General features: G+C 70.1%; 25 protein-coding genes. 17 read left to right on the forward strand and 8 right to left on the reverse strand.

Annotated elements, in window-relative coordinates; translation table 11 throughout:
- Nucleotides 1-10: 10 nt before the first annotated feature.
- Nucleotides 11-589, reverse strand: a complete 579-nt coding sequence (locus tag A5700_RS19000) for a TetR family transcriptional regulator (RefSeq protein ID WP_068285328.1) — start codon at nt 587-589, stop codon at nt 11-13.
- 183 nt (nt 590-772) lie between these two features.
- On the opposite strand from A5700_RS19000, the gene A5700_RS19005 reads away from it, so the two are divergent.
- The 5 genes from A5700_RS19005 (at nt 773) to A5700_RS19025 (ending at nt 4,726) form a co-directional block, all read left to right on the forward strand.
- Nucleotides 773-1,798 (forward strand): Rieske 2Fe-2S domain-containing protein, encoded by a 1,026-nt coding sequence (locus tag A5700_RS19005; RefSeq protein ID WP_068074642.1) that lies wholly within the window; start codon nt 773-775, stop codon nt 1,796-1,798.
- Between the two features lie 7 nt (nt 1,799-1,805).
- A complete protein-coding gene (locus A5700_RS19010) occupies nt 1,806-2,894 on the forward strand; it encodes a dihydrodipicolinate reductase (protein ID WP_068074645.1) in 1,089 nt (362 codons plus the stop codon).
- 170 nt (nt 2,895-3,064) lie between these two features.
- Nucleotides 3,065-3,808: a 4-hydroxy-tetrahydrodipicolinate reductase gene (dapB, locus tag A5700_RS19015; RefSeq protein ID WP_068074742.1), complete on the forward strand. Its 744-nt coding sequence runs from the start codon at nt 3,065-3,067 to the stop codon at nt 3,806-3,808.
- A gap of 1 nt (nt 3,809) precedes the next feature.
- Nucleotides 3,810-4,274, forward strand: a complete 465-nt coding sequence (locus A5700_RS19020; RefSeq protein ID WP_068074648.1) for a hypothetical protein — start codon at nt 3,810-3,812, stop codon at nt 4,272-4,274.
- Complete coding sequence (locus tag A5700_RS19025) at nt 4,271-4,726, forward strand: flavodoxin family protein (protein ID WP_068074649.1); 456 nt, start codon at nt 4,271-4,273, stop codon at nt 4,724-4,726. Before A5700_RS19020 ends, A5700_RS19025 begins: the two co-directional genes overlap by 4 nt.
- A gap of 2 nt (nt 4,727-4,728) precedes the next feature.
- On the opposite strand, the gene A5700_RS19030 is transcribed toward A5700_RS19025, so the two are convergent.
- A complete protein-coding gene (locus tag A5700_RS19030) occupies nt 4,729-5,562 on the reverse strand; it encodes a thioesterase family protein (protein WP_197502952.1) in 834 nt (277 codons plus the stop codon).
- 39 nt (nt 5,563-5,601) lie between these two features.
- On the opposite strand from A5700_RS19030, the gene A5700_RS19035 reads away from it, so the two are divergent.
- Together A5700_RS19035 and A5700_RS19040 are read left to right on the forward strand one after the other, a co-directional pair.
- A complete protein-coding gene (locus tag A5700_RS19035) occupies nt 5,602-7,134 on the forward strand; it encodes a class I adenylate-forming enzyme family protein (RefSeq protein WP_068074653.1) in 1,533 nt (510 codons plus the stop codon).
- Complete coding sequence (locus A5700_RS19040; RefSeq protein ID WP_068074656.1) at nt 7,131-10,376, forward strand: carboxyl transferase domain-containing protein; 3,246 nt, start codon at nt 7,131-7,133, stop codon at nt 10,374-10,376. The genes A5700_RS19035 and A5700_RS19040 overlap by 4 nt, the downstream gene beginning before the upstream one ends.
- Nucleotides 10,377-10,381: 5 nt before the next feature.
- Here the strand turns inward: A5700_RS19040 and A5700_RS19045 are convergent, their stop codons facing one another.
- Complete coding sequence (locus tag A5700_RS19045) at nt 10,382-10,732, reverse strand: PE-PGRS family protein (RefSeq protein ID WP_068074659.1); 351 nt, start codon at nt 10,730-10,732, stop codon at nt 10,382-10,384.
- A gap of 74 nt (nt 10,733-10,806) precedes the next feature.
- On the opposite strand from A5700_RS19045, the gene A5700_RS19050 reads away from it, so the two are divergent.
- The gene (locus A5700_RS19050; protein ID WP_068074662.1) at nt 10,807-11,589 is read left to right on the forward strand and encodes an SDR family oxidoreductase; all 783 of its coding nucleotides are present in this window, start codon (nt 10,807-10,809) and stop codon (nt 11,587-11,589) included.
- Between the two features lie 197 nt (nt 11,590-11,786).
- The gene (locus A5700_RS19055; RefSeq protein ID WP_068074665.1) at nt 11,787-13,085 is read left to right on the forward strand and encodes a glycosyltransferase; all 1,299 of its coding nucleotides are present in this window, start codon (nt 11,787-11,789) and stop codon (nt 13,083-13,085) included.
- On the opposite strand, the gene A5700_RS19060 is transcribed toward A5700_RS19055, so the two are convergent.
- On the reverse strand, nt 13,048-13,797 hold the full coding sequence (locus A5700_RS19060; RefSeq protein ID WP_068074669.1) for a dienelactone hydrolase family protein: 750 nt from the start codon (nt 13,795-13,797) through the stop codon (nt 13,048-13,050). The two genes, A5700_RS19055 and A5700_RS19060, sit on opposite strands and share 38 nt — an antisense overlap.
- A gap of 147 nt (nt 13,798-13,944) precedes the next feature.
- On the opposite strand from A5700_RS19060, the gene A5700_RS19065 reads away from it, so the two are divergent.
- The 7 genes from A5700_RS19065 (at nt 13,945) to A5700_RS19095 (ending at nt 20,809) form a co-directional block, all read left to right on the forward strand.
- Entirely contained in the window at nt 13,945-14,745 is an 801-nt protein-coding gene (locus tag A5700_RS19065) for a thymidylate synthase (protein ID WP_068074672.1), read from the forward strand.
- Nucleotides 14,742-15,266, forward strand: coding sequence for a dihydrofolate reductase (locus tag A5700_RS19070; RefSeq protein WP_068074675.1), 525 nt, complete (start codon nt 14,742-14,744; stop codon nt 15,264-15,266). The genes A5700_RS19065 and A5700_RS19070 overlap by 4 nt, the downstream gene beginning before the upstream one ends.
- A 66-nt stretch (nt 15,267-15,332) precedes the next feature.
- Complete coding sequence (locus tag A5700_RS19075; RefSeq protein WP_068074677.1) at nt 15,333-16,031, forward strand: DivIVA domain-containing protein; 699 nt, start codon at nt 15,333-15,335, stop codon at nt 16,029-16,031.
- A 52-nt stretch (nt 16,032-16,083) separates the two neighbouring features.
- Nucleotides 16,084-17,304 (forward strand): winged helix-turn-helix domain-containing protein, encoded by a 1,221-nt coding sequence (locus A5700_RS19080; protein WP_068074680.1) that lies wholly within the window; start codon nt 16,084-16,086, stop codon nt 17,302-17,304.
- 80 nt (nt 17,305-17,384) lie between these two features.
- A complete protein-coding gene (thyX, locus tag A5700_RS19085) occupies nt 17,385-18,137 on the forward strand; it encodes an FAD-dependent thymidylate synthase (protein WP_068074683.1) in 753 nt (250 codons plus the stop codon).
- 61 nt (nt 18,138-18,198) lie between these two features.
- On the forward strand, nt 18,199-19,101 hold the full coding sequence (dapA, locus tag A5700_RS19090) for a 4-hydroxy-tetrahydrodipicolinate synthase (protein WP_068074745.1): 903 nt from the start codon (nt 18,199-18,201) through the stop codon (nt 19,099-19,101).
- Nucleotides 19,102-19,132: 31 nt separating this feature from the next.
- Nucleotides 19,133-20,809, forward strand: coding sequence for a ribonuclease J (locus A5700_RS19095; RefSeq protein WP_068074686.1), 1,677 nt, complete (start codon nt 19,133-19,135; stop codon nt 20,807-20,809).
- An 8-nt stretch (nt 20,810-20,817) separates the two neighbouring features.
- Here the strand turns inward: A5700_RS19095 and A5700_RS19100 are convergent, their stop codons facing one another.
- Genes A5700_RS19100 through A5700_RS19110 form a run of 3 tightly spaced genes read right to left on the reverse strand, consistent with a single transcriptional unit; the run spans nt 20,818 to nt 22,843 of the window.
- Entirely contained in the window at nt 20,818-21,693 is an 876-nt protein-coding gene (locus A5700_RS19100; RefSeq protein WP_068074689.1) for an SAM-dependent methyltransferase, read from the reverse strand.
- A 5-nt stretch (nt 21,694-21,698) separates the two neighbouring features.
- Nucleotides 21,699-22,529, reverse strand: a complete 831-nt coding sequence (locus tag A5700_RS19105) for a mycofactocin-coupled SDR family oxidoreductase (RefSeq protein ID WP_068074692.1) — start codon at nt 22,527-22,529, stop codon at nt 21,699-21,701.
- Nucleotides 22,529-22,843 (reverse strand): putative quinol monooxygenase, encoded by a 315-nt coding sequence (locus A5700_RS19110; RefSeq protein WP_068074695.1) that lies wholly within the window; start codon nt 22,841-22,843, stop codon nt 22,529-22,531. Before A5700_RS19110 ends, A5700_RS19105 begins: the two co-directional genes overlap by 1 nt.
- A gap of 154 nt (nt 22,844-22,997) precedes the next feature.
- On the opposite strand from A5700_RS19110, the gene A5700_RS19115 reads away from it, so the two are divergent.
- Nucleotides 22,998-25,529: a DNA translocase FtsK gene (locus A5700_RS19115; RefSeq protein ID WP_231973928.1), complete on the forward strand. Its 2,532-nt coding sequence runs from the start codon at nt 22,998-23,000 to the stop codon at nt 25,527-25,529.
- Nucleotides 25,530-25,541: 12 nt separating this feature from the next.
- Here A5700_RS19115 and A5700_RS19120 read toward each other — a convergent pair whose 3' ends face one another.
- Nucleotides 25,542-26,084 (reverse strand): amino-acid N-acetyltransferase, encoded by a 543-nt coding sequence (locus A5700_RS19120; protein ID WP_068074749.1) that lies wholly within the window; start codon nt 26,082-26,084, stop codon nt 25,542-25,544.
- Nucleotides 26,085-26,116 lie beyond the last annotated feature (32 nt).

Here is a 26,116-nt window from a genome sequence, read left to right on the forward strand (position 1 = left end):
GCCGACCGCGTCACGCCGGGCGCGACCGTTCCAGGTAGGCCGCCAACGCGTTGGTCAACCCGCGGCGTGCCATGTCCAGGTCGGCGTAGGAGCCCAGTTGGCGTTCGGACACCAATCCGCGCATCGCGCCGGGGATGAGCGCGGCGACCTCCCGCACCCGGTCCGGGTCGACGTCCAGGCCGGCGAACGCGTGCTGGCAGGTTTCCAGCCAACTCTTGCCCCACGAGAACAGCTCGGCGGCCGTGCGCGGGTAGAGGCGTTCGAGCTCCTTGGGGTCGCGTGGGAGCGCCGCGCGCAGGTTCTCGATCGCGCGCGAATCCGCCGACGCCAGGCCGCGATACAGCGTCTCGACGATGGCGCCGACCCGTTCGCGCAGCGGCGCGTCCGCCGACACCGGCGTCGACAGCGTCGAGAAGGTGGCGGCGCGCCGCTCGGCGGTGCGGTGCAGCACGGCCGCCCAGAAGCCGTCGGTGTCGCCGAATTGGTATTGCACCGCGCCCCAGGTGGCGCCGATGTCCTTGGCGATCCGGTTCGCCGACACCGAGCCCGGCTCACCCGAGGCCAACGAGCGCAGCGCGGCCTCGAGCATGCTCTCGCGGGTCGCGTGGCCGCGCCGGTTAGGGCGCCGGCCGGCGATACCGGCTCCGCTTGCCTGCCGAGTCATTGGGCGATCTTATCGGCTGAGCGCACGCGGGCGAACAAGTTTCATAGAGGGTACTTTTATATTGGGTGAGCGCGGCCTATGATGTGAGCGCGTGGAGGGAGGCGCGTAATGGCCAAGCCGCCGCTGTCGATGAAGCCGACCGGCTGGTTCCAGGTCGCCTGGTCCGACGAGATCGGCGTCGGCGACGTGCACAGGATGAAGTACTTCGACGAGGAAATGGTCGCCTGGCGGGCCGAATCCGGTCAGCTGACGGTCATGAACGCCTATTGCGAACACCTCGGCGCGCACCTTGGGTATGGCGGCAAGGTCGTCGGCGAGGTGTTGCAGTGCCCATTCCACGGCTGGCAGTGGAATCAGCAGGGCCGCAACGTGTGCATCCCCTATCAGGACCGCCCCAATCGCGGCCGCCGGATCCGCACCTATCCGGTGGTCGAGCGCAACCAGTCGATCTACATCTGGCACGACGTCGAGCGCCGCGACCCGTTCTTCGAGGCGCCCGACGTCTTCGGCGCGTTCGGTGACGGCAGCAGCGCGGCCGACTACTACCCGCAGCAACGGCTCTACCGCGAACGCCTGGAGATGCACCCGCAGTACGTCCTGGAGAACGGGGTGGACTTCGCCCACTTCAAATACGTCCACAACACGCCGATCGTGCCGGTGTTCACCCGCCACGACTTCGCCGAGCCGGTGTCCTTCGTCGACTTCACCATCACCTTCGAGGGCGACGACGGGCAGCGGATCGAGGACGTCAACAGTGGCGTGGAGGCGATCAACGGCGGCTTGGGCATCGCGGTGACCAAAAGCTGGGGCATGATCGACAACCGCACCATCTCGGCCATCACCCCGGTCGACGAGCGCACCTCCGACGTCCGGTTCATGGTGTACATCGGCCGCACGCCGGGCAAGGATCCGGCGCGCGCGCAGCGCAAGGCCGTCGAGTTCGGCGACGAGGTGATTCGGCAGTTCGCCCAGGACATCGAAATCTGGCAGCACCAACGGTATTCCGACCCGCCCGCGCTGGCCACCGGCGAATACGAAGGCTTCACGGCGATCCGCCAGTGGGCCAAGCAGTTCTATCCAGACGGCATCGGCGGCAGCGCCGCCGATGTCTACGCAGCGTTACAGAGAGGCTGACCCACCGATGCCCGCACCCGCCGGCCCCATCCGCGTCTTCCAAGTGGCCACCGGAAACGTCGGATCGGAGATGATCAAGCGAATCGCCACCCAACCGGACCTGGAACTTGTTGGCGTGCACTGTTATTCGCCAGAGAAGATCGGCAAGGACGCGGGTGAGCTGGCCGGTACGGCGCCCAACGGCGTGCTGGCCACGGGCAGCGTCGAGGAGATCATCGCGGCCAAACCGGACGTGCTGACCTTCCACGGCGTCTTCCCCGACGAGGACCTTTACGTCAGCGTTCTCGAGACCGGGATCAACATCGTCACCACGGCCGACTGGATCACCGGCTGGCACCGCGACAAGAACCACCCGCACCCGTCGGGCAAGCCGGTGACCCAGCTGTTGGCCGACGCGTGCCACAGGGGCGGGTCGACGTTTTACGGCACCGGCATGAACCCGGGTCTCAACCAGATCCTCGGCGTCGTCTGCTCGGCCGACGTGGCCGACATCGAAAACATCACCACCATCGAGTCCGTCGACGTCTCCTGTCACCACTCCAAGGACACCTGGATCGAGGTGGGCTACGGCCGGCCCGTCGACGACCCGGAGATTCCGTCGAAGCTGGAGAAGTACACCCGCGTCTTCGCCGACAGCGTGTTGATGATGGCCGACTGCTTCGACCTGCCGCTCGACGAGGTCAAGTTCAGCTACGAGCTGGGCGCGTGCACCAAGGACGTCGACCTGGGCTGGTACACCCTGCCGAAGGGGTCGCTCGGCGGCAACTACATCAAATACCAGGGCCTCGTGGACGGGGTGCCGCGCGTGGAGACCCACCTCGAGTGGCAGATGACGCCCCACACCGACCCCAGCTGGAATATCAAGGGCTGCTACATCACTCAGATCAAGGGCGACCCCTGCATCTACAACAAACACATGATCTTCCCCGCGCCGGGCGTCGATCTGTCGAACCCCGACAACTTCGCCTCCATCGGCATGACGGTGACCGGGATGCCGGCGCTGGCCTCGATCAAGTCGGTGGTGGCGGCGCCGCCCGGGCTCCTCACCAGTGCGGACCTGCCGTTGCGCGGGTTCGCCGGGCGGTTCACCCGGTAACCGGTCATGGGGGCCGCGCCCCTGGGCCGGCCCACCCGCGCCGCCGACACTTGGCGCGCCTGTCATCGAATACATGTTCGAAAGACTATCGACGGCGCCGGTCCACGGCCACGGCCCGCGCGCAACCTGTGGATGAAACCGGCACTGTGGACAAAGCTAGGGTGAACGTCATGCGAGTAGGCGTGCTGGGGGCGAAGGGCAAAGTCGGATCGGCGATGGTGGCGGGCGTGCGGGCCGCCGACGACCTGACCCTCTCGGCCGAGGTGGATGCCGGCGATTCGCTGGATCTGCTGACCGAAAGCGACACCGAGGCGGTCATCGACTTCACCCACCCCGACGTGGTGATGGGGAACCTGGAGTTCTTGATTCACAACAATATTCACGCGGTGGTCGGCACCACCGGGTTCACCGCGGAGCGGCTGGGCCAGGTGCGGTCCTGGCTGGCCGACAGCCCCGACACCGCGGTGTTGATCGCGCCCAACTTCGCGATCGGGGCGGTGCTGTCCATGCACTTCGCCCAGCAGGCGGCCCGCTTCTTCGACTCGGTGGAGGTCATCGAGCTACACCACCCGCAGAAGGCCGACGCCCCGTCGGGCACCGCGACGCGCACCGCCAAGCTGATCGCCGAGGCCCGGAAGGGACTGCCGCCCAACCCCGACGCCACCAGCACCGGCCTGCCGGGTGCCCGCGGCGCCGACGTCGACGGCGTGCCCGTGCACGCGGTGCGCCTCGCGGGGCTGGTCGCCCATCAGGAGATCCTGTTCGGCACCGAGGGGGAGACGCTGACCATCCGCCACGACAGCCTGGACCGCACCTCGTTCGTGCCCGGCGTGCTGCTCGCGGTGCGCCGCATCACCGAGCGCCCCGGGCTGACGGTGGGACTCGAGCCCCTGCTCGACCTGGGCGCGACATGACATGAGCGACAACGCCCGCCTGCGCCGCACCCAGGTGCTCATCGCCCTGATGTGCGCGGCGATGCTGGCCTATTTCGTCCTGCTCGGCCGGATGGCCCTGGCCCTGATCGGCTCGGGTCGGGGCGCGGCGGTGGGGCTCGGCCTGGCCGTGTTGGTCATGCCATTCCTGGGGCTCTGGGCGATGCTGGCAACGCTGCGCTCAGGGTTCGCCCATCAACGATTGGCGCGCGAGATCGCCAGCGAGGGAATGGAATTGGATGTCAGTGCCCTGCCCCGGCGGCCGTCGGGCCGCATCGAGCGCGACGCGGCCGACGCGCTGTTCGCCACCGTCCGCACCGAGGTCGAAGATCACCCCGACGACTGGCGCCGCTGGTATCGGCTGGCGCGGGCCTACGATTACGCGGGGGACCGCCGGCGGGCGCGGGAAGCCATGAGGACGGCAGTGCATTTGCAGGGTGGCCGATGAGCAAAACGCTGTTGATCGTCCACCACACACCGTCGCCGCACTGCCAGGAGATGTTCGAGGCGGTGCTGGCCGGCGCGACGGACCCCGAGATCGAAGGTGTCGACGTGGTGCGGCGACCGGCGCTGACTGTCTCCCCGGTCGAGATGCTGGCCGCCGACGGCTACGTGCTGGGCACCCCGGCCAACCTGGGCTACATCTCCGGCGCGCTCAAGCACGCGTTCGACGAGTCCTACTATCAGCTGCTCGACGCGACCAGGGGGCGGCCGTTCGGGTTGTACCTGCACGGCAACCAGGGCACCGAGGGGGCCGAGCGGGCCGTCGACCAGATCACCACGGGCCTGGGCTGGGTCAAAGCCGTTGCGCCGGTGATCGTTTCGGGAAAGCCCGGCAAAGACGACGTCGAGGCATGCTGGAATCTGGGCGCGACCGTTGCCGCGCAGCTCATGCAGTGAGCTCAATTGTGCGTCGGCTGGAACGCCTCGGCGGGCTGAGCCAAGGCCAACGCGGAACTGGTCCCGAGCGGGCCGCGGCAATCGAACAGCGTCGCGGCGCCCGTGGCCACCCCGGCCGTGCCGTAGTGGCTGTTCGCCGCCAGGCCGAGGTATTCGCCGTCGGGCAGCCGGCTCGCGGTGACGGTGTAGTCAGCGTTGATGTAGCGCAATCCTCCGGTGCCCCAATGGGTCAGCGAGCTGGTGATGTCACCGGCGAACGCCAGCCGCGTGAACGGGGTCAAGGGGTGGCCGTGCACCATCGGGCGAAAGAGGCGTGCCCAGGCGAACTTCTGCGCGTGCGACTGCTCCCACTCGCCGGCGGCGATGCCGGGGTGGCCCGCGGCGGTGGCGCCGTACGTCCAGATCAGAAACGGTGTGTCGGTTTCCATGTCGCCGGTGTCTAGCGGCGGTGGCGGCATCGTGGCGGGCGTCGACCACACGCGCCCGTCGGGATGCTCACCGCGCCGCAGAAACAGCGCGCTGGCCCGCGCGACGACCGTTCCCCGCTGCAGCAACGCGCCGTCGATCAGCTTGATGCGCCGGCCTTCCCGCTGCACCGACGTCTGCAGTCGAACCGGCTCGAGCAACGCCGGACGCAGCAGGTCCACCGTGAGGCGGGCGGGCTGGAAATCCGGAACCGCGCCCACCCGTTCGATGCCCCAGCCCAGCAGGCCACCGACGATCTGCCCGCCCATCGTGGGTCCCCACGGGCCTTGCGTCAGCGGGCCCGGCAGGTAGGAGTCGCCGTCGACAGCGAAGAACGCCTCGGGCATGATGGCGGAGTCCTCGATCGTCACCGCTAACACGATAGGACACGGGATCATTAGGGACCGGGCATGCCTGCAGTAATCGAAATCCCGCGCACGCACAATCCGTTCGCCACGACGGGAGTGTCTCGCGTGGCCGACGGTGTCCCGCGCTACGACGAGCTGCCCGCCACGTTGCTCGAGATGCTCGCCGGACAGGTCGAGCGCCGCCCCGACAGCGAGGCGGTGGTGGAGCTCGGCGCCGACCGGCTCACCTACCGGCAGCTGTGGGAGCGCGCCGCCCGCGTCGCCGGGGGGCTGCGCGCGGCCGGCGTGGGCCCCGGCGACCGGGTGGCGCTGCGCTACCCGGCGGGAACCAGGTGGGCGGTGGCGTTCTGGGGCACGGTGATGGCCGGTGGCGTTGCGGTAGCGGTCAATACGCGCTCCGCGCGGCCGGAGGTGGACTTCGTGCTGTCCGATTGCGGCGCGCGGGTCGACCTGGGCCCGGACTCCGCACTGCCCGACGGGAACCCCTATGTGAGCGACGGGCTCGCGCCCACCGACATCGCGGCGCTGTTCTATACGTCCGGCACCACCGGTCACCCCAAGGGGGTGCCGACCACGCACGCGGCCTTCTTGACCAACACCGAGAATTCGATTCGCTGCCTGGACCAGCCGAGGGACCTCGGCGAGGCGATGCGCACGCTGATCTCGGTGCCGCTGTTTCACGTGACCGGTTGCAACACGCAGCTTCTGGTGGCGACCCGCCTGGGCGGTACGGCGGTCATCATGCCCACCCTGGATCTGGACGCGGTGATCACCGCGCTGGCTGCCGAGCGGATCTCGGTCTTGGTGACCGTGCCCGCCGTCTACTCGCTGATGTTGCGACACAGCTCTTTTGCCGACGCCGACGTGTCCGGCGTGCGGTGGGTGGGCTACGGCGGAGCGCCAATCGCCCCCTCGCTGGTGCGGTCGGTGCAGGCGGCGTTCCCGGACGCCACAGTCTTCAACGGCTACGGGATGACCGAGACGGCCTCGCTGCTGACCGTGCTGCCCGACTCCGACGCGGTCGATCACGCCGACTCCGTCGGATACGCGGTGCCCTCGGTGGACCTGGCGGTCGCCCCGCTCGGCGACGACCCTCGCGTCGGCGAGTTGCTCGCGAAGGGCGTCAACGTGATGACCGGGTATTGGAACCGCCCGGAGGCCACCGCGGCCACCCTGGTCGACGGGTGGCTGCACACCGGCGACGTGGTCCGCGTCGACGACGCAGGCAGGGTGCACCTGGTGGACCGGCTCAAGGACATCATCAACCGCGGCGGCGAGAACGTGTCCAGCGTCGAGGTCGAGGCCGCACTGCTGTCCGCTCCCGGCGTCGCCGACGCGTGCGTGCTGGGCGTGCCCGATGACGTCATGGGGGAGAAGGTGGGCGCGGTGTTGTTCGGCGGCGGCGCGCCGATCGACGTGCCCGCGGTGCTCGAACACTGCCGCGGACAGCTCGCCGATTACAAAGTGCCGCAATATGTTTGCCTGGCCGACGCCGCACTGCCGCGCAACGCCGGCGGCAAGGTGCTCAAGGCGGCGCTGCGCGCGCAGGTGCGCTGGGGCGAGCCGCTGCGATGAGCCCCACCGTGCTGGTCGCCAACCGCGGCGAGATTGCGCTGCGAATCATCCGGACCGCGACTGAACTCGGGATGCACACGGTGGCCGTCTACGCCGAGGACGACGCGGCGAGCCCGCACGTGCACGCGGCCGACGAGGCGATCGGGCTGGCCGGCGCCGGCCCCGGCGCATACCTGGACCACAGCGCGGTCCTCGGCGCCGCCACGTCCTGCCGCGCCGACTTCATCCATCCCGGTTACGGATTCCTCAGCGAGAACGCAAGATTCGCATCGGCCTGCGCCGCCGCGGGCCACACGTTCGTCGGACCGGACGCGCGGGTGCTCGACGTCTTCGGCAACAAGACCACCGCGCGCCGGGCCGCGGCCGCGGCCGGCGTCCCCACGCTGCCCGCCACGGACGGGCCCAGCAGTGTCGCCGACATCAAGGAGTTCCTCGTCGCCCGGCCCGGCGCCATCATGATCAAGGCGCTCGCCGGAGGAGGCGGCCGGGGAATGCGCCGGGTCGACGACGTCGGCGAGGTCGACGACGCCTACCGCCTGTGCGCCGCGGAGGCCGAGACGGGCTTCGGGGACTCGGCGCTGTTCGCCGAGGCGCTGCTCGACGACGCGCGGCACATCGAGGTGCAGATCGTGGCGGGCCCTGCCGGCCATCAGACCCACGCGCTGGCGCTGGGTGACCGCGATTGCAGCGTGCAGCGCCGCTATCAGAAGCTGGTCGAAATCGCGCCGGCACAAGGCCTCTCGGATGACGTGCGGCGCGCGCTGCATCAAGCGGCGGCTCGGCTGTGTGCGCGGGTGGGTCTGCACGGCCTCGCCACCGTCGAATTCCTGGTCACGGGCGACGAATTCGTGTTCCTCGAAGTCAATCCGCGCATCCAGGTCGAGCACACGGTCACCGAGGAGACCACCGGCTTCGACCTGGTCGCCGTCCAGCTGGCGATCGCCAAGGGCACCTCCTACTACCGGCTCGGCTTGCCCGCCGGCATCGCCTCCGACGGCACCGAGGTCCTGGGCGAGCCGGCCGCGCAGCGCGGCATCGCCGTGCAGGCCAGGGTCAACGCGGAAACCCTGCGCCCCGACTTCACGGTGGCGCCCGCCGCGGGCACCATCACGGCGTTCGCCCCGCCGGCCGGCCCCGGCGTGCGCGTCGACACCTACGGCAAGGCGGGTCTGGCGATCAGCCCCCGCTACGACTCGTTACTGGCCAAGGTGGTCACCCACGTGCGGCAGCCGTCGTGGCCGGCGGCCCTGCGCAAGGCGCGCACCGCGCTGACCGAGTTCGAGATCGAGGGCGTTGCCACCAACATCGCAATGCTGCGCGCGCTGCTGGCCGACGCGCGGCTCGAAGCCGGTTGGGTCACCACGGGTTTCCTCGAAGATGCACTCCCGGAGCTCGCGACGGCGGCGCTCTCGCAGCGGCACGATCCGCCCGCCGCGGCGGTCGATCTCTACCCGGGTGAACGCGTGCTGCGGGCGCAACTCGCGGGCACCGTGGTGGAGGTGGTGCCCGAAGGCCTCGACTGCCCGGCCGGCGGGCAGCTGGTGGTGCTCGAGGCGATGAAGATGCAGCACGTCCTCACCGCGCCCGAGGCGTTGCGCACCGCACGTAACCTGGTGGCCGCCGGGCAGGTCGTCGGCACCGGTGACCCGCTGCTCGTCTTCACCCCCGCGCAGACCGGCGGTCAAGATGAATCGGCAACCGCCTCAGCGGATCTCGACCGCCCGCGCGCGGACCTCGACGAGGTGGCGCACCGCCACCTGCTCACCCTCGACCAGGGCCGCCCGGCCGCCGTCGCGAAGCGGCACGAGCGGGGCCGTCGCACCGCGCGGGAGAACATCGACGACCTCGTCGACCCCGGAAGCTTCGTCGAGTACGGCGCGTTGGCGATCGCGGCCCAGCGCAGCCGCCGCAGCGAAGATGACCTGATCGCCAACACCCCGGCCGACGGGCTGGTCGCGGGTGTCGCGACGATCGGCGCTGAGCGGTTCGGGCGGGACGCCTCCCGTGCCGTGGTCGTGTCGTACGACTACACGGTGCTGGCGGGCACGCAGGGCATGCGCAACCACGCCAAAACCGACCGAGTCTTCGACCTGGCGGCCCGCGAGCGGTGCTCAGTGGTGCTTTTCGCCGAGGGCGGTGGGGGCCGCCCGGGCGACACCGACGCCGGCGGCGCCGCCGGCCTGGACGTCCCGACCTTCCGCATGCTCGCCGGTCTGCGCGGCCGGGTGCCGCTGGTGTCCGTCGTCTCCGGCCGGTGCTTCGCCGGTAACGCCGCTCTGGCCGGTGTCTGCGACGTCATCATCGCGACTCCGGATGCCAACATCGGCATGGGTGGGCCGGCGATGATCGAGGGCGGCGGGCTGGGCGTGTACCCACCGGAGGCGATCGGGCCGATCGCCGTGCAGCGCCGCAACGGCGTGGTCGGCCTCGTCGCCCGCGACGAAGGCCACGCGGTGGCGCTGGCCAAGCAGTACCTGTCGTACTTTCAGGGCAGTTTGGACGAGTGGGAGACGCCGGACCCGCGGTTGGCGCGAAACGTTGTGCCGGAGAACAGATTACGCGCCTACGACGTGCACCGCGCGATCGAGTCGATCGTCGACGTCGGTTCCGCGCTGGTGCTGCGGGCGGACTACGGCGTCGGGATCGTCACCGCGCTGGTCCGGGTGGAAGGCGTGGCCTACGGGCTGATCGCCAACAGCACCCACCACCTGGGCGGCGCCATCGACGCCGAGGCCGCCGACAAGGCGGGCGACTTCCTCGCGCTGTGCGAGTCGTTCCGGTTGCCGATCATCGCGCTGTGCGACACGCCCGGCTTCATGGTGGGGCCCGAGGCGGAGAAGGAGGCCGCGGTGCGCCGGTTCGGCCATCTGTTCGTGGTCGGCGCGCAGCTGACGGTGCCGTTGGGCATGATCATCTTGCGCAAGGCCTACGGGCTCGGCGCGATGGCGATGGCCGGCGGGTCCTTCCGGGCGCCGCGATTCACCGTCGCGTGGCCGACCGGCGAGATCGGGGGAATGGGCCTCGAGGGCGCCGTGCGGCTCGGCTTCAGCAAGGAACTCGCCGCCGTCACCGATCCGGGCGAACGCCAGCAGCTCTTCGAGCGCCTGGTAGCGGCCGCCTACGACCACGGCAAGGCGTTACGCGCGGCCACCACGTTCGAACTGGACGACGTCATCGACCCCGCCGCCTCCCGGGCCTGGATCGCCAGGCTGCCGAGAGGCGCGGGCGCAGCGAGCAGGTGAGGGGCTCAGGCGTGGCCGGAGCCGCAGCCGACACCGGGAAGGCATCCGCTGCCGCCCGGGATTCCGCCCGGCCCGGCGTTCTGGCCGCCACCGCCGCAGCCGACGCCGGGGACGCAGCCCTGCCCGCCGGGTCCGCCGCCCGGGCCGTTGAATTGGCCGCCGCCACCGCAGTTGCCGTTCCCGTCGCAACCGCCGCCGCCCGGGTCGTCCTTGAACACGACGTGGGTCGGCGCGCCCGACACGGACCCCGGGCCGGCCGCGATGACGTCAGCGGTCGCGGCCGGAGCTGCGGCGATCGCGGCGGCGGCTGCCCCGGCGGCAGCAAGGGTTTTCGCAAAGGTTAATTTCGCTAACATGCGTGTCGCATACCACTAAAACTTCGGGACAAACATCGTCAGTTAACCGATTTACGCGAGAGAAGGCGCACTCTATGACCTCATTGGATTTGACCGGCCGCACCGCGATCATCACGGGCGCCTCGCGTGGAATCGGCCTCGCCATCGCTCAGCAACTCGCCGCCGCGGGCGCCAGCGTCGTCCTCACCGCCCGCAAGCAGGAAGCGGCCGACGAGGCCGCGGCGCAGGTGGACGGGCAGGCCCTGGGCGTCGGAGCGCACGCCGTCGACGAGGAGGCCGCCCGCCGCTGCGTCGACATCGCCTTGGAGCGGTTCGGCAGCCTGGACATCCTGGTCAACAACGCCGGCACCAACCCGGCGTTCGGCGCCCTGATCGACCAGGACCACGCCCGGTTCAGCAAGATCTTCGACGTCAACTTGTGGGCGCCGCTGTTGTGGACCTCGCTCGCCGTGAAGGCGTGGATGGGCGAGCACGGCGGGGCCATCGTCAACACGGCCTCCATCGGCGGGCTGCATCAGTCGCCGGGAATGGGCATGTACAACGCGACCAAAGCGGCGCTGATCCACGCCACCAAGCAACTGGCCCTGGAACTTTCACCGGGGGTGCGGGTCAACGCCATCGCACCGGGCGTCGTCCGCACCCGGCTCGCCGAGGCGCTGTGGAAGGACAATGAGGACCCGCTCGCGTCGTCGATCGCGCTGGGACGCATCGGCGAGCCCGCGGACGTGGCCGCCGCGGTGGCGTTCCTGGTGTCGGACGCGGCCAGCTGGATCACCGGCGAAACCATGGTGATCGACGGCGGCCTGCTGCTCGGCGCCGCGCAGGGATTCCAGGCGCGGCCCGGCGGTTCGCAGTGACGATCGCCTGCAGCGCCCGTTGACGACTGCGGGGTCATGATCGCGGGCCAGCGTTGTGGTCGCGATGATTCTTAGGTTGCGCGGCGCCGGACCTCTGGTTTCGCCGTTCGGTGAGAAGTCCCGGCCTCGCGGGGGTAATCCCGCAGGGACGCCGACGCTAAGGTCGGCCGATCAACCTGCGGAAGTGAGTCGCCGAATTGCGTGTCCTGCTCTCGACCTACGACTCCCGCGGGGGCGTCGAGCCGCTGGCGGGACTCGCGCTGCAGCTGCAGGCCCGCGGCGTCGAGGTGCTGGTCTGCGCGCCGCCGGACGAGGAGTTCGCGACCCTGCTGGGCGATGTCGGTGTCCCGCTGGCACCCTTCGGGGAGCCGCTGCGCGCGATGAAGACGGGCCCGTTGCCGTCGGAGGAGGACCTGCGCCGGCACCTCGACGGGCTGATCGCCGTGCAATTCGACACGGTGGCGACCGCGGCCGCGGGATGCGACGCGCTGGTGTCTACCGGCTTTCCGCCCGTCTCGGCGGCCGTGCGGTCGGTGGCCGAGGCAATCGGCGCCGACTACGTCTACGCCAGCTACCAGCCGACCATCTTGCCGTCGCCGCACTTCCCGCCGCCCGCCTACGCCAACGGCGCGTTCCCGGTGGGGCTGATCGACCACCGGGTGCTCTGGCAGGTCGACGCGCAGTCCATGCAGACGCTGTTCGGCGCCGTGCTCAACGGTCACCGGGCGGCGATCGGGCTGCCGCCGGTGGACAACGTGCGTGACTACGGGATCACCGGCCGGCCGTGGCTGGCGGTCGACCCGACGCTGGGGCCGTGGCAGCGGCCCAGCGACATCGAGGTGGTGCAGACCGGCGCGTGGTTGTTGCCCGACCGGCGTCCGCTGGCCCCGGACTTGACGGCGTTCCTCGACGCCGGCGAAGCGCCCGTCTACGTCGGATTCGGCAGCATGCCCATGCGCGCCTCGCGGGACGTCGCCCAGGTGGCCATCGAGGCGGTCCGCGCGCAGGGCCGCCGTGTGGTACTCGCCCAGGGGTGGGCAGACCTGGCCCCGGTCGACGACTCAGACGACTGCTTCGCGGTCGGCGAGGTCAACCAGCAGGCGCTCTTCGCGCGGGTGGCGGCCGTCGTGCACCACGGCGGTGCCGGCACCACCACCACGGCCGCGCGGGCCGGGGCGCCGCAGGTGCTGATCCCGCAGGGCGCCGATCAGCCCTACTGGGCCGGCCGGGTGACCCGCCTGGGAATCGGCGCCGCGCACGACGGCCCCATTCCCAGCGTCGAGTCCCTGTCGGTGCCGCTGCGGGCGGTCCTGACGCCCGAGGCGCGGGCACGGGCGCGCGCCGTGGCGTCGGCCGTGCGCAGCGACGGTGCGGCGCTGGCCGCGGCGCTGCTGGTCGACGAGGTGACCCGGCGTAAATCCGCGTCCACCGACACCGCCGACCCGCGGTCGAACCCGCCTAGCGAGGCAGCGCCGAGCCGAAGACGTCCGTCATAGCCTGCCAATGCCGCTCGGCCGCGGCGGCGTCGTAGGGGCCGTTGTCGGGGACCGCGAAGCCGTGGCCCGCCGCGTACCACTCAATGGTGTGCGGCACGCCGGCCGCCGTCAGCGCCTTGTCCAGCTGCTCGGCGTGATCGGGCGTGAACGACGCGTCGTCCTGCGCACCGCCCACGTAAATCGTGGCGCTGATCCGGTCCGCCAGCAGGTGCGGGCTGTCGTCGGTGTCGGTCACCAGGCCGCCGCCGTGGAAGGACGCCGCCGCGGCGACCCGATCCGGGACCCGGCCCGCCACCACCAGCGACGTGCGCCCGCCCATGCAATAGCCGCACACGCCGAATCGTTCACCGCTCACCTCCGGGCGGGCGGCAAGATAATCGAAGAAAACCGAAGCGTCGCTTGCCATCCGATCCGGGGTGACGCTGCCGATCAGGCGGAAAAGCCGCTTGCGCTCCTGCTCGTCGGCAAATACCGTCGCCATGTCGAACGGGGCCCAGTCGGGATCGCGGTAGTACACGTCCGGGAGCAGCACGGTGTAGCCGTAGTCGGCCAGTTTGGCCGCCATCTGCTGGAAGGTGTCGCGCACGCCGCCCGCGTCCGGGTACATGATGACGCCGGGCCACGGGACCTGCGATTCCGGGCCGCCCGGGGTGAACAGGTGCACCGTGCAGATGCCGTCGGGGGTGGTGATGGTGTCGATGACGTTGGGCATCCACTCGTTCTACTCCGCACGATCGCCGACCAATGCACCGCGTCGTTTCGCCGCGGAATTGGAGGGCGTCGACCCGCCCCCGCAAGCGGGAGGTGCCCCCACGCGCGCCGGCTTCGCCGCGCTTGCGATCGCCGCTAAGCTGACCGCGTGCCGATTCCTACGCCCTACGAGGACCTGCTGCGCCTGGTGCTCGAACGGGGCACGGCCAAATCCGACCGCACCGGCACCGGCACCCGCAGCCTGTTCGGCCAGCAACTGCGCTACGACCTGTCGGCCGGCTTCCCGCTGCTCACCACCAAAAAGGTGCACCTCAAATCGGTGGTCTACGAGTTGCTGTGGTTTCTGCGCGGTGATTCCAACGTCGAATGGCTGCAACGCCACGGCGTCACCATTTGGGACGAATGGGCAAGCCCCACAGGCGATCTCGGCCCCGTCTACGGCGTGCAATGGCGGTCTTGGCCGACGCCGACGGGCGAGCACGTCGACCAGATCAGCGCGGCACTCGAGTTGCTGCGCACCGACCCCGACTCACGGCGCATCATCGTCTCGGCGTGGAACGTCGGCGAAATCCCGCAGATGGCGCTGCCGCCGTGCCACGCGTTCTTCCAGTTCTACGTCGCCGACGGGCGGTTGAGCTGCCAGCTCTACCAGCGCAGCGCCGACCTCTTCCTTGGCGTGCCGTTCAACATCGCCAGCTACGCGCTGCTCACCCACATGATGGCCGCCCAATCAGGCTTGGCCGTCGGCGAATTCGTGTGGACCGGCGGTGACTGCCACATCTACGACAACCACGTCGAGCAGGTGCGGTTGCAGCTCACCCGCGAACCGCGACCGTACCCGAATCTAGTTCTGGCGCAACGAGATTCGATCTTCGACTACACCTACGAGGACGTCGTCGTCACCAACTACGATCCGCACCCGGCAATCAAAGCTCCCGTCGCCGTATGACGTCCTCGGTGGGCCTGGTGTGGGCCCAGTCGACGTCTGGCGTCATCGGTCGCGGTGGCGGCATCCCCTGGGACGTGCCCGAGGACCTCGTCCGCTTCAAGGAGGTGACCCTGGGGCACCCGGTGGTGATGGGCCGGCGCACCTGGGAGTCGTTGCCGGCCAGGGTGCGGCCGCTGCCCGGCCGCGAAAACATCGTGTTGTCGCGCCGGGATGACTTCGCCGCAGCGGGGGCCCAAGTGGTCGACTCGCTGGACGCGGCGCTGGCGGCCGCCCAGGGCGGTGGCACCGACACCTGGGTGATCGGCGGCGAGCAGGTCTACGTGCTCGCCCTGCCGCACGCCAGCCGGTGCGAGGTCACCGAGGTCGACATCGAACTGCCGCGCGACGACGACGACGCGCTGGCGCCCGTGCTCGACGACTCCTGGCTGGGCGAGACGGGGGAGTGGCTCACCAGCCGCTGCGGGCTGCGGTATCGCTTCCACAGCTACCGTCGGCCTGCGAACCCGGCCGCCCACACCTGACATACTCGGACACGGGGGTCGATCACCAACACGTCTAGCAGGCGTTATCCGGAAGGAGAACGATCAGTGATATCCGAACCTGCCAAGACGTTTTCTCGCAAGTTCATGGGCTACGACCAAGCCGCGGTCGACGCGCACGTCGAGACGCTGACGGCCAAACAACGGCTGTTGATCGACGATGTCGAAAGCCTGCGGGCCCGGTTACAGGAATCCGGCGAGGAAGCGGCCGCGTTGCGCAAGGAGGTCGCCGTCCTGACGGACACCTCGCCCTCGCCGCACGCGGTACAGCAACGGATGGCCAAGATGCTGCGGCGCGCGGTCGACGAAATCGCCGAGATGCAAGCCGAGGCGCGGGCCGAGGCGGAGGCGCTGATCGCGGCGGCCGAGGCCGAGGCCGAGGCGGCCGAACGCAAGCGCGACGAGGTGCTGGCGGACATGGCCGCGCAACGCGAGGCCTTGGAGGCCGAATACGAGGAGACCCGCAAACAGCTGGAGGCCGAATTGGCCGCCCTGCGCAACGACGCGCAGCAGGCCCGCGAACAGCTTCTTGCCGAGGCGAAGCAGAAGGCCGACCGGGACCGCGAGGAGGCTCGGCGGGCGGTCGAAGAGGCCACTGCGCAGCGCATCGCGGTGCTCGAAAAGCTGATGGTCGTCTACCGCGACCTGGAGCCGGTGCCGGCCGCCCTGGAATCGGCGTACCAGGAACGACAGGGCGAGCCGGCGAACGGCGCGGCCGCGTCGGGGCAGAAGGTCGGCGCGCGGTGAGTGCGCTCGCGGCGTCGCTGAACCCGTCCTGAGCAACGGTAGTCTCAGCGGCGTGTCGACTCAGCGGCTGTCCGTCGCCCAGGCGCGGCGGATAGCCGTTGCGGCGCAAGGCTTTACCGATGCCAAGCCGACCGGTCCGGTCACGCGCGCGCACTTGAAACGGTTGATGGCGCGCATCCAGGTGCTGCAACTGGATTCGGTGTCGGTGGCCGTTCGCGCGCACTACGCGCCGGTGTTCAGCCGGCTCGGCCCCTACGACCGCGACGTCCTGGACCGCGCGGCCTGGGGTCCGCGCTCGGCGCGGCTGCTGGCCGAATACTGGGTGCACGAGGCCGCGTTGGTTACCGTCGACGACTGGCCGCTGCTGCGCTGGCGGATGCGCCAGTACCGGCACGGCCGGTGGGGCACCCACATCGTCAAGGAGAATCCACAGCTCGTCGACGATGTGGTGGCCGCCGTCGCCGAATTGGGGCCCAGCACCGCCGGGCAGATCGAAGCCCACCTGGCCGCCGAGCCGCGCCGGAAGAAAGGCACGTGGTGGACCCGCAGCGACACCAAGTGGGTCGCCGAGGCGCTGTTCGCGGCCGGCGTGCTCACCACCGCCACCCGGGTCGGGTTCGCGCGGCACTACGACCTGTCCGAGCGTGTGCTGCCCGCTGACGTGCTGGCCCGCCAGGTCGACGACGACGAGGCGGTGCGCCAATTGGTGCTGCGCGCCGCGACCGCGCTCGGCGTGGGCACCGAGGCCGACATCCGCGACTACTTCCGGCTCTCGGCCCGCCAGGTCAAGCCCGCACTCGCCGACCTCGTGTCGGCCGGAGAGGTCGAACAGGTCAGCGTCGACGGGTGGCCCGCGCCGGCGTACCTGCGGGCCGGCCGGACGGTGCCCCGCCGCGACCGGGGCACCGCGCTGTTGTGCCCGTTCGATCCGCTGATCTTCTTCCGTCCCCGCGTCGAGCGGCTGTTCGACTTCCACTACCGCATCGAGATCTACACCCCGGCCGCCAAGCGCCAATACGGCTACTACGTCTGGCCGCTGCTGATGGACGGGCAGCTGGTGGCCCGGGTCGACCTCAAGGCGGATCGGGCGGCCGACTCGCTGCGCGTCATGGGTGCGTTCGGCGAACCCGAGGTGTCGCGGCCCCGCGTCGCCGAGGCGCTGGCCGGCGAGCTGGAATCCATGGCGTCATGGCTCGGGTTGGGCGGGGTCAGCGTGGCCGACCGCGGCGATCTCGCCGCGGAGCTTCGCGCCGCCGCCAAGCGCGCCGGCTGATCGCGGCGCGTCGGCGCCGCGGACGCGAGGGGGTCCGGCTGAGTTGGGGATCCCGGAGGCCGCCCGGCTAGGGTGAGCCCGTGGCCGAGACCGCGCCGCTGCGGGTGCAGCTGATCGCCAAAACCGAGTTCGTGGCGCCGCCGGACGTGCCGTGGGACACCGACGCCGACGGCGGCCCGGCGCTCGTCGAGTTCGCGGGCCGGGCCTGCTACCAGAGCTGGTCCAAGCCGAATCCGCGCACCGCAAGCAACGCCGGATACATCAAACACATCATCGACGTCGGGCACTTCTCGGTGCTCGAACACGCCAGCGTCTCCTTCTACATCACCGGCATCTCGCGGTCGTGCACGCACGAGCTCATCCGGCACCGCCACTTCTCCTACTCCCAGCTCTCGCAGCGCTACGTGCCGGAGAACGACTCGCGCGTCGTCGTCCCGCCCGGCATGGAGGACGATCCCGAGCTCGTCGAGATCCTCACCGCGGCCGCCGACGCCAGCCGCGCCACCTACGCCGCGCTGCTCGCCAAGCTGGAGGCCAAGTTCGCCGACCAGGCCACCGCGGTGCTGCGCCGCAAGCAGGCCCGCCAGGCCGCCCGCGCGGTGCTGCCCAACGCCACCGAGACCCGCATCGTCGTGACGGGCAACTACCGCGCGTGGCGGCACTTCATCGCCATGCGGGCCAGCGAGCACGCCGACCTCGAGATCCGCCGGCTGGCCATCGAGTGCCTGCGGCAGCTGACCGGCGCCGCGCCGGCGGTGTTCGCGGACTTCGAGATCTCGACCCTGGCCGACGGCACCGAGGTCGCGACCAGTCCACTGGCCACCGAAGCCTGACTCCCGCGCGGTGCCCGCGTGGGTGCTAAACACCTTGCCGCCGCCAGGTAACCTGAACACCGTGAGCACCGTCGGATTTGACGCCCCGGCGCGGTTGGGAACCGTCTTGACCGCGATGGTGACTCCATTCGGCCCCGACGGCTCGGTCGATACCGCAGCGGCGGCGCACCTGGCCAATCATCTGGTGGACGCGGGCTGCGACGGCCTGGTGGTATCCGGCACCACCGGCGAGTCCCCGACCACCACCGACGACGAGAAGCGCGAACTGCTCCGCGCCGTGCTGGAGGCCGTCGGCGACCGCGCGCGGGTCATCGCCGGCGCCGGCAGCTACGACACCGCGCACAGCGTGCGGCTCGCCACGGCGGCCGCGGCCGAGGGCGCCCACGGCCTGCTGGTGGTCACCCCGTACTACTCGAAACCGCCCCAGACCGGTCTGTTCGCGCATTTCACCGCCGTCGCCGACGCGACGGACCTGCCGGTGCTGCTCTACGACATCCCCGGGCGGTCCGTCGTTCCGATCGAGCCGGACACCATCCGGGCGCTGGCGGCGCACCCGAACATCGTGGGCGTCAAGGACGCCAAGGCCGACCTGCACAGCGGCGGGCAGATCATCGCCGAGACCGGGTTGGTCTACTACTCCGGAGACGACGCGCTGAACCTGCCTTGGCTGGCCATGGGCGCCACCGGTTTCATCAGCGTGATCTCCCACGTGGCCGCGGGCCAGCTTCGGCAACTGTTGTCCGCCTTCGGTTCCGGTGACGTCGCCACCGCCCGCAAGGTCAACGCCGCCGTCGCCCCGCTGTGCAACGCGATGGCCCGGCTGGGCGGGGTGACGATGTCGAAGGCCGGCCTGCGCCTGCAAGGCGTCGACGTCGGTGATCCCCGACTGCCGCAGATGCCGGCGACCACCGAGCAGATCGAGGCGCTCGCCGCGGACATGCGCGCGGCCTCGGTACTCGGATGAGCCGGGAAACGAACCAAAGGGTGGCTCGCCAGTGGATGTAGACCTCGCTCCACCAGGTCCGTTGGCCGCCGGTGGGTTGCGGGTCACCGCGCTGGGCGGGATCAGCGAGATCGGCCGCAACATGACGGTCCTGGAGCACCTGGGCCGTCTGTTGATCATCGACTGCGGGGTGATGTTCCCCACCCACGACGAGCCGGGTGTCGATCTGATCCTCCCGGACATCCGCCACATCGAACACCGGCTCGACGACATCGAGGCGCTGGTGCTCACCCACGCCCACGAGGATCACATCGGCGGCATCCCCTTCCTGCTCAAGCTGCGCCCGGACATCCCGGTCGTCGGGTCGAAGTTCACGCTGGCGTTGGTCGCCGCCAAGTGCCGGGAACACCGCCTCAAGCCGGCGTTCGTCGAGGTCGCCGAGGGGCAACGAAGCACGCACGGTGTCTTCGAATGCCAGTACTTCGCCGTCAACCACTCCATCCCCGACGCGTTGGCGATCGCCGTACACACCGGCGCGGGAACCCTCCTGCACACCGGCGACATCAAGCTCGATCAGCTGCCGCTCGACGGCCGGCCCACCGACCTGCCGGGCATGTCCCGCCTCGGCGACGCCGGGGTGGATCTGTTCCTGTGTGACTCCACCAACGCCGAGGTTCCCGGGGTCGGGCCGTCGGAAAGCGAAGTGGGCCCGACGCTGCACCGGCTGATCCGCGGCGCCGACGGGCGCGTCATCGTGGCGTGCTTTGCGTCCAACGTCGACCGCGTGCAGCAGATCATCGACGCGGCGGTGGCCCTGGGCCGGCGGGTGTCGTTCGTCGGACGGTCGATGGTGCGCAACATGGGCATCGCCCGTGAACTGGGTTTTCTGCGGGTGGCGGATTCGGACGTCATCGACATCGGCGCCGCCGAGATGATGCCACCCGAACGGGTGGTGCTGATCACCACCGGCACCCAGGGCGAGCCGATGTCGGCGCTGTCGCGGATGTCCCGCGGTGAGCACCGCAGCATCACGCTGACCTCCGGCGACCTCGTGGTCCTGGCCTCGTCGCTGATCCCGGGCAACGAGGAGGCGGTCTACGGCGTCATCGACGAGCTCGCCAAGATCGGTGCCCGCGTCGTCACGAACGCCCAAGCGCGCGTGCACGTTTCGGGGCACGCCTACGCCGGCGAGCTGTTGTTCCTCTACAACGGTGTGCGGCCCCGCAACGTGATGCCGGTGCACGGAACCTGGCGGATGCTGCGGGCCAACGCCAAGCTCGCGGCGCGCACCGGCGTGCCGGAGGAGTCGATCCTGTTGGCGGAGAACGGCGTCAGCGTCGACTTGCGGGCTGGGGTGGCGTCCATCGCGGGTGCCGTGCCGGTCGGGAAGATGTTCGTCGACGGCTTGGTCGACGGCGACGTCGGCGACATCACGCTGGGGGAGCGGCTCATCCTGTCGTCGGGCTTCGTCGCGGTGACGGTGGTGGTCCAGCGCGGCACCGGCCGCCCGGTGACCGCGCCGCAGCTGCATTCGCGGGGGTTCTCCGAGGACCCCAAGGCCCTGGAGCCCGCGCTGCGGCGCGTCGAGGCGGAGCTGGAATCGCTGCTGTCCGAACAGATCACCGACCCCACCCGGATCGCGCAGGCCGTGCGGCGCACCGTCGGCAAGTGGGTCGGTGAAACCTACCGGCGGCAGCCGATGATCGTGCCGACCGTCATCGAGGTCTAGGCGCCGGGCTACACCTTCTCCGCGTACGCCAACCACTCCAGTTGCGACGCCGTGAGCGTGCGGCCGGCGGGCGCGAGGTAGCGCGCCGCGAGTTCGTCGGGGCCGGCCCGCTCGATCAGCCGCCACCCGTAGCCGCCGATGAAGGCAGCAACCTCGTCGGGCTGTAAGCCGAAGCGCCACAACTGTTGTCGCTGCCGCACGGTGCGGTACAGCGTCCGCGTCCCGTAGCGGTTGGTGCCGTCGATGAAATCGCGCCGCACGTAGGTGAATACGAGGCGGCTCCCCGGCGCGGCCGCGCGCAAGCCCTCCAGCGTCCGCCGAACGGTCTGCTCGCTCAGGTACTGCGTGACGCCCTCGCAGATGAAGAACACCCGGTAATCGGTGCGGTACCCGTGCTCGGCGAGCGCGGTCAGCAGGTCGTCGCGCTCGAGGTTCAGCGCCACCAGGCGCACCGACAGCGGCGGCTGGCCCAGCACCCGCCGGACCGTCCGCAACTTTCTGGCGACGTTGACCGGCAGGTCGACCTCGAACACGGGGATCCGGACGCGGCGGGTCAGCAGGTAGGCGCGGGTATCCAACCCGGCGCCCAGGATCACCACGGCGTTGACGCCCTCCTCGAGCGCCTCGGTGAGTTTGTCGGAGATGAAGCGCTTGCGGCACGCCAGCGTCGCCCACAGCCCGGGACCGGTGAACTCCGAGCCGCGGATCATCAGGCGACGCACGGGGGTGAACCGCGCCGCGGCGACCAGCCAGCGCAGCGGCGCCGGCAGGAACAACTCGGCGAGGTCATCGTCGAGCAGGCGCCGGCCCGCCGGCTCGTTCTGCTCGACGGCCGCCAACACCATGGGCCCAAAGGCGGTGCGAGCTACCGGGTTTCGTGCCATGGCCGCTACTTGTTCAAGAATCCGGCATCCACCGGCAGCGCGACACCGGTGACGTAGCGGGCTTGATCGGAGACCAGCCAGGCCACCGCGTTCGCGATGTCTTCGGCCTGCAGCACCGCGACGGGCATGGCGTTGCCCATGGCCCCCGGTGTGTCCGTCTCGGCGGCCATCTTGGCCAGCCAGTCCCGGGTGAACTCGTTGTTGATCATCGGGGTGTCGACACCGGACGGGTGAACCGAGTTGACCCGAATATACTGTCGGGCAAGCAGATTGGCGTAGACCCGCATCAACCCGACCACGCCGTGCTTGGCGGCGGCGTAGCCGACGGAGCCGGCGTCGGGGCTGCCGACGCCGGCCAGCCCGGCGCTGGAACTGATCAGGACGATCGACCCGCCGGTGCCCTGCTCGACCAGCGTGGGTATCGCCACCTCGATCGTGTGGTAGACGCCGGTGAGGTTGACATCGATGACGTCGCGCCAGCCGTCCTCACCGGAGTGCATGGGGGCGATCCCGGCGTTGGCCACCACAATGTCGAGGCGGCCGAACTCGTCGAGGCCCGCCCGCAACGCCGTGGCCAGCGAGTCGCGGTCCCGCACGTCGCCGCGGGCCGCGACGATGCGGGCGCCGGAATCCTCGACGAGCTTGACGGTGGCCGCCAGGTCCTCCTCGGTGGCCAGCGGGTAGGGCACGCTGCCGATCTGTTCGCACAGGTCGACGGCGATGATGTCGGCGCCGTCGGCGGCCAGGCGTAGTGCGTGCGCGCGGCCCTGGCCGCGGGCGGCGCCGGTGACGAAGGCGACCTTGCCCGACAGGGGCCCCGCGGACGAGGGAGTCATCAGGGCCGCAATTGGCCCTTGTCCGGGTCGCCCGCCACGACCGGCTGCAGCATCTTGATGTCCGGCGCTCCCGCCAGGTGCTCGCCGACCGCGCCGAACATCTTGCCGACCGCGGGGGCGGTGCTGTGCGTCTTGAGGGCCTCGGGGTCGGCCCACTGCTCGACGAAGATGAAGGTCTCGCCCGATTCGTGCAGCGAGTACAGCTGGCACCCCGGCTCCTCGTGCACCTCTTCGACCGCGCGGGTGAGGATTTCGCGGACGGTGTCGACGGACTCGGGCTTGACGGTGAGGGTGGCGACGACGACGACGGGCATGCTTGGGCCTCCTGGGGTGACGGACATGACTTCTTTCGCCGGATGTCACCCTACTCACGCGAGCCCACGCCAGGTCCGACGCGTGCCACACAAGCCGATCGTTACCAGTGTGGCGGGTGGTGTAGATGATGCCGTTGCGACTACCCTGGCCGTCATGCCCAGTAAGACCGCTGCCCGCTCCGCAACCCGAACGAGCAGGTCAAAGGCCACACCGCGGTCCAGCGGGTCACGCGGTGCCCGGCCCGCGCCGCGCCGCAAGGGCGGCAAGCCCGCCAAGCGGCGTACCCGCTCGCCGCTGGTCGCCGTCGGCGTCACCTGCGGTCGCGCGCTGCGGGCCACCTGGCTGATGGCGGCGCGGGGGACCGGCGGCGCGGCGCGGTCGATCGGGCGCGCCCACGACATCGACCCCGGCCACCGCCGCGACGGCATCGCCCTGGCGCTGCTCGCGTTGTCCGTGGTGGTCGCCGCGAGCTCCTGGTTCGACGCCGCCCGGCCCGTCGGCGCCTGGGTCGACACCTTGCTGCGCACCTTCATTGGCTCGGGGGTGTTGGCGCTGCCGGTCCTCACCGCGGCGGTGGCCGTGACGCTGATGCGCACCGAACCGCACCCCGAGGCGCGCCCCCGCCTGATCCTGGGCGCCAGCCTGATCTGCCTGTCGGTGCTCGGCCTGCGCCACCTGTGGTCGGGCTCGCCGGGGGACCCCGAGGCGCGGCGCCGCGCCGGCGGATTCATCGGCTTCGCGATCGGCGGCCCGCTTTCCGACGGGTTGACGCCGTGGATTGCGGCGCCGCTGCTGTTCATCGGCCTGATGTTCGGGTTGCTGCTGCTGACGGGGACCACCATCCGGGAGGTGCCCGACGTCGTCCGCGGCCTGTTCGGTGGCTCGGGGTATCGCGACGACGACTACGACGCTGACTACGAGGACGCCGACTACGACGACGCTGACTACGACGACGCCGAGTACGACGGCGAGTTTGCGGACGATGCAGTGGATTCCGAGGCGCCCACCGAGGACTTGGCCGGGCGAGGCCCGGCTGACGCCGAGCCATTGGGATGGCCCGCGGTGGAGTCGCTACGAGACCAGGAGGCTCCCACCGTCCCGGAGCCGGCCGTCGAGCCGGCGAAGGCGCGCGGCCGTCGCCGCGACAAGCAACAGCTGACCGAGGTGTTGGACCGGGTGGTCGAGGGCCCGTACACGCTGCCGTCGCTGAGCCTGCTGGTGGCGGGCGACCCGCCCAAGAAGCGCAGCGCCGCCAACACGGCCATGGCCGACGCCATCAGCGAGGTGCTGAACCAGTTCAAGGTCGACGCCGCGGTCACCGGCTGCACTCGCGGCCCCACCGTCACCCGCTACGAGGTAGAGCTCGGGCCGGGCGTGAAGGTGGAGAAGATCACCGCCCTGCAAAAGAACATCGCCTACGCGGTGGCCACCGAAAGCGTGCGCATGCTGGCCCCGATCCCCGGCAAGTCCGCCGTGGGCATCGAGGTGCCCAACACCGACCGCGAGATGGTCCGGCTGGCCGACGTGCTCACCGCGCCGACGACCCGGCGCGACCACCACCCGCTGATCATCGGATTGGGCAAGGACATCGAGGGCGACTTCATCTCGGCCAACCTGGCCAAGATGCCGCACTTGCTGGTCGCGGGCTCGACCGGGTCCGGAAAGTCGAGCTTCGTCAACTCCATGCTGGTGTCGCTGCTCACCCGGGCCACCCCCGAGGAGGTCAGGATGATCCTGATCGACCCGAAGATGGTGGAGCTGACGCCGTACGAGGGCATCCCGCACCTGATCACGCCGATCATCACCCAGCCGAAGAAGGCCGCGGCCGCGCTGGCGTGGCTGGTCGAGGAGATGGAACAGCGCTACCAGGACATGCAGGCGTCGCGGGTGCGCCACATCGACGACTTCAACGACAAGGTGCGGTCCGGAGCCATCACCGCGCCGCTGGGCAGCCAGCGCGAGTACCGGCCCTACCCGTACATCCTGGCGATCGTCGACGAGCTGGCCGACCTCATGATGACCGCGCCGCGCGACGTCGAGGACGCCATCGTGCGGATCACCCAGAAGGCCCGCGCCGCGGGCATCCACCTGGTCCTGGCCACCCAGCGGCCCTCGGTCGACGTCGTCACCGGACTGATCAAGACCAACGTGCCGTCCCGGCTGGCATTCGCCACGTCGTCGCTGACCGACAGCCGCGTGATCCTGGACCAGGCCGGCGCGGAGAAGCTGATCGGCATGGGCGACGGCCTGTTCCTCCCGATGGGCGCGGGCAAGCCGATCCGTCTGCAGGGCGCCTTCATCACCGACGAGGAGATCCAGGCCGTCGTCGCCGCCTGCAAGGACCAGGCCGAGCCCGAGTACACCGAGGGCGTCACCACGGCCAAGCCCACCGGCGAGCGCACCGACGTCGATCCCGACATCGGCGACGACATGGACGTCTTCCTGCAGGCCGTCGAGCTCGTCGTGTCCAGCCAGTTCGGCTCGACCTCGATGCTGCAGCGCAAGCTGCGCGTCGGTTTTGCCAAGGCCGGCCGGTTGATGGACCTGATGGAGACCCGCGGCATCGTCGGGCCGTCCGAGGGATCCAAGGCGCGCGAGGTCATGGTCAAGCCCGACGAACTGGCGGGCACGCTGGCGCTGATCCGCGGCGGCAGCGACGCCGCCGGCGGGGACGGCGAAGAATGACGGGTCGCCCGCTCACAGCACCAGCAGCATCCGGGAATTGCCCAGGATGTTCGGCTTGACGTAGCTCAGGTCGAGAAACTCGGCGACACCGAGGTCATATGAGCGGCACATCTCGTCGAACACCTCGGCGGTGACGGGCGTGCCCTCGATCTCGGTGAAGCCATGCTTGCCGAAGAACTCGGTTTCAAAGGTCAGCACGAACAGGCGCTTGAGCTGCAACTCGCGCGCCACCTCGAGCAACCGTTCCACGATCGCGTGCCCGATTCCGTGTCCCGTCATCGCCGGATCGACCGCCACCGTGCGGATTTCGCCGAGGTCCGACCACATGACGTGCAGCGCCCCGCAACCCACGACGGTGCCCGGGCGGGCCGGGTGTTCGGCGACCCAGAATTCCTGCACGGCCTCGTAGAGCGTCACGAGGTTCTTCTCCAGCAGGATCTTGCCCGCGTACGTGTCGACCAGCTCTTTGATCGCGGGAACGTCCGACGTGCGCGCGCGCCGGACTACCGCGGGGAGGCCATGCGAACTTGCGGTCACGGGTAACAGTATCGACATCGGGAACGGCGCTGCTGGTCAACCGCTATTCT

The sequence above is a fragment of the Mycobacterium sp. E1214 genome (assembly GCF_001666755.1).
GTDB lineage: Bacteria > Actinomycetota > Actinomycetes > Mycobacteriales > Mycobacteriaceae > Mycobacterium.

Bases quoted from the DNA above. Each gene is read 5' to 3' on its own strand.
- dapB (WP_068074742.1), top strand. From the start codon at position 3,065: ATGCGAGTAGGCGTGCTGGGGGCGAAGGGCAAAGTCGGATCGGCGATG.
- A5700_RS19005 (WP_068074642.1), top strand. From the start codon at position 773: ATGGCCAAGCCGCCGCTGTCGATGAAGCCGACCGGCTGGTTCCAGGTC.
- A5700_RS19120 (WP_068074749.1), bottom strand. From the start codon at position 26,084: ATGTCGATACTGTTACCCGTGACCGCAAGTTCGCATGGCCTCCCCGCG.
- A5700_RS19000 (WP_068285328.1), bottom strand. From the start codon at position 589: ATGCTCGAGGCCGCGCTGCGCTCGTTGGCCTCGGGTGAGCCGGGCTCG.
- A5700_RS19060 (WP_068074669.1), bottom strand. From the start codon at position 13,797: ATGCCCAACGTCATCGACACCATCACCACCCCCGACGGCATCTGCACG.
- A5700_RS19025 (WP_068074649.1), top strand. From the start codon at position 4,271: ATGAGCAAAACGCTGTTGATCGTCCACCACACACCGTCGCCGCACTGC.
- A5700_RS19040 (WP_068074656.1), top strand. From the start codon at position 7,131: ATGAGCCCCACCGTGCTGGTCGCCAACCGCGGCGAGATTGCGCTGCGA.
- A5700_RS19035 (WP_068074653.1), top strand. From the start codon at position 5,602: ATGCCTGCAGTAATCGAAATCCCGCGCACGCACAATCCGTTCGCCACG.
- A5700_RS19110 (WP_068074695.1), bottom strand. From the start codon at position 22,843: ATGCCCGTCGTCGTCGTCGCCACCCTCACCGTCAAGCCCGAGTCCGTC.
- A5700_RS19020 (WP_068074648.1), top strand. From the start codon at position 3,810: ATGAGCGACAACGCCCGCCTGCGCCGCACCCAGGTGCTCATCGCCCTG.
- A5700_RS19010 (WP_068074645.1), top strand. From the start codon at position 1,806: ATGCCCGCACCCGCCGGCCCCATCCGCGTCTTCCAAGTGGCCACCGGA.
- A5700_RS19045 (WP_068074659.1), bottom strand. From the start codon at position 10,732: ATGTTAGCGAAATTAACCTTTGCGAAAACCCTTGCTGCCGCCGGGGCA.
- A5700_RS19050 (WP_068074662.1), top strand. From the start codon at position 10,807: ATGACCTCATTGGATTTGACCGGCCGCACCGCGATCATCACGGGCGCC.
- A5700_RS19105 (WP_068074692.1), bottom strand. From the start codon at position 22,529: ATGACTCCCTCGTCCGCGGGGCCCCTGTCGGGCAAGGTCGCCTTCGTC.
- A5700_RS19115 (WP_231973928.1), top strand. From the start codon at position 22,998: ATGCCCAGTAAGACCGCTGCCCGCTCCGCAACCCGAACGAGCAGGTCA.
- A5700_RS19070 (WP_068074675.1), top strand. From the start codon at position 14,742: ATGACGTCCTCGGTGGGCCTGGTGTGGGCCCAGTCGACGTCTGGCGTC.
- A5700_RS19100 (WP_068074689.1), bottom strand. From the start codon at position 21,693: ATGGCACGAAACCCGGTAGCTCGCACCGCCTTTGGGCCCATGGTGTTG.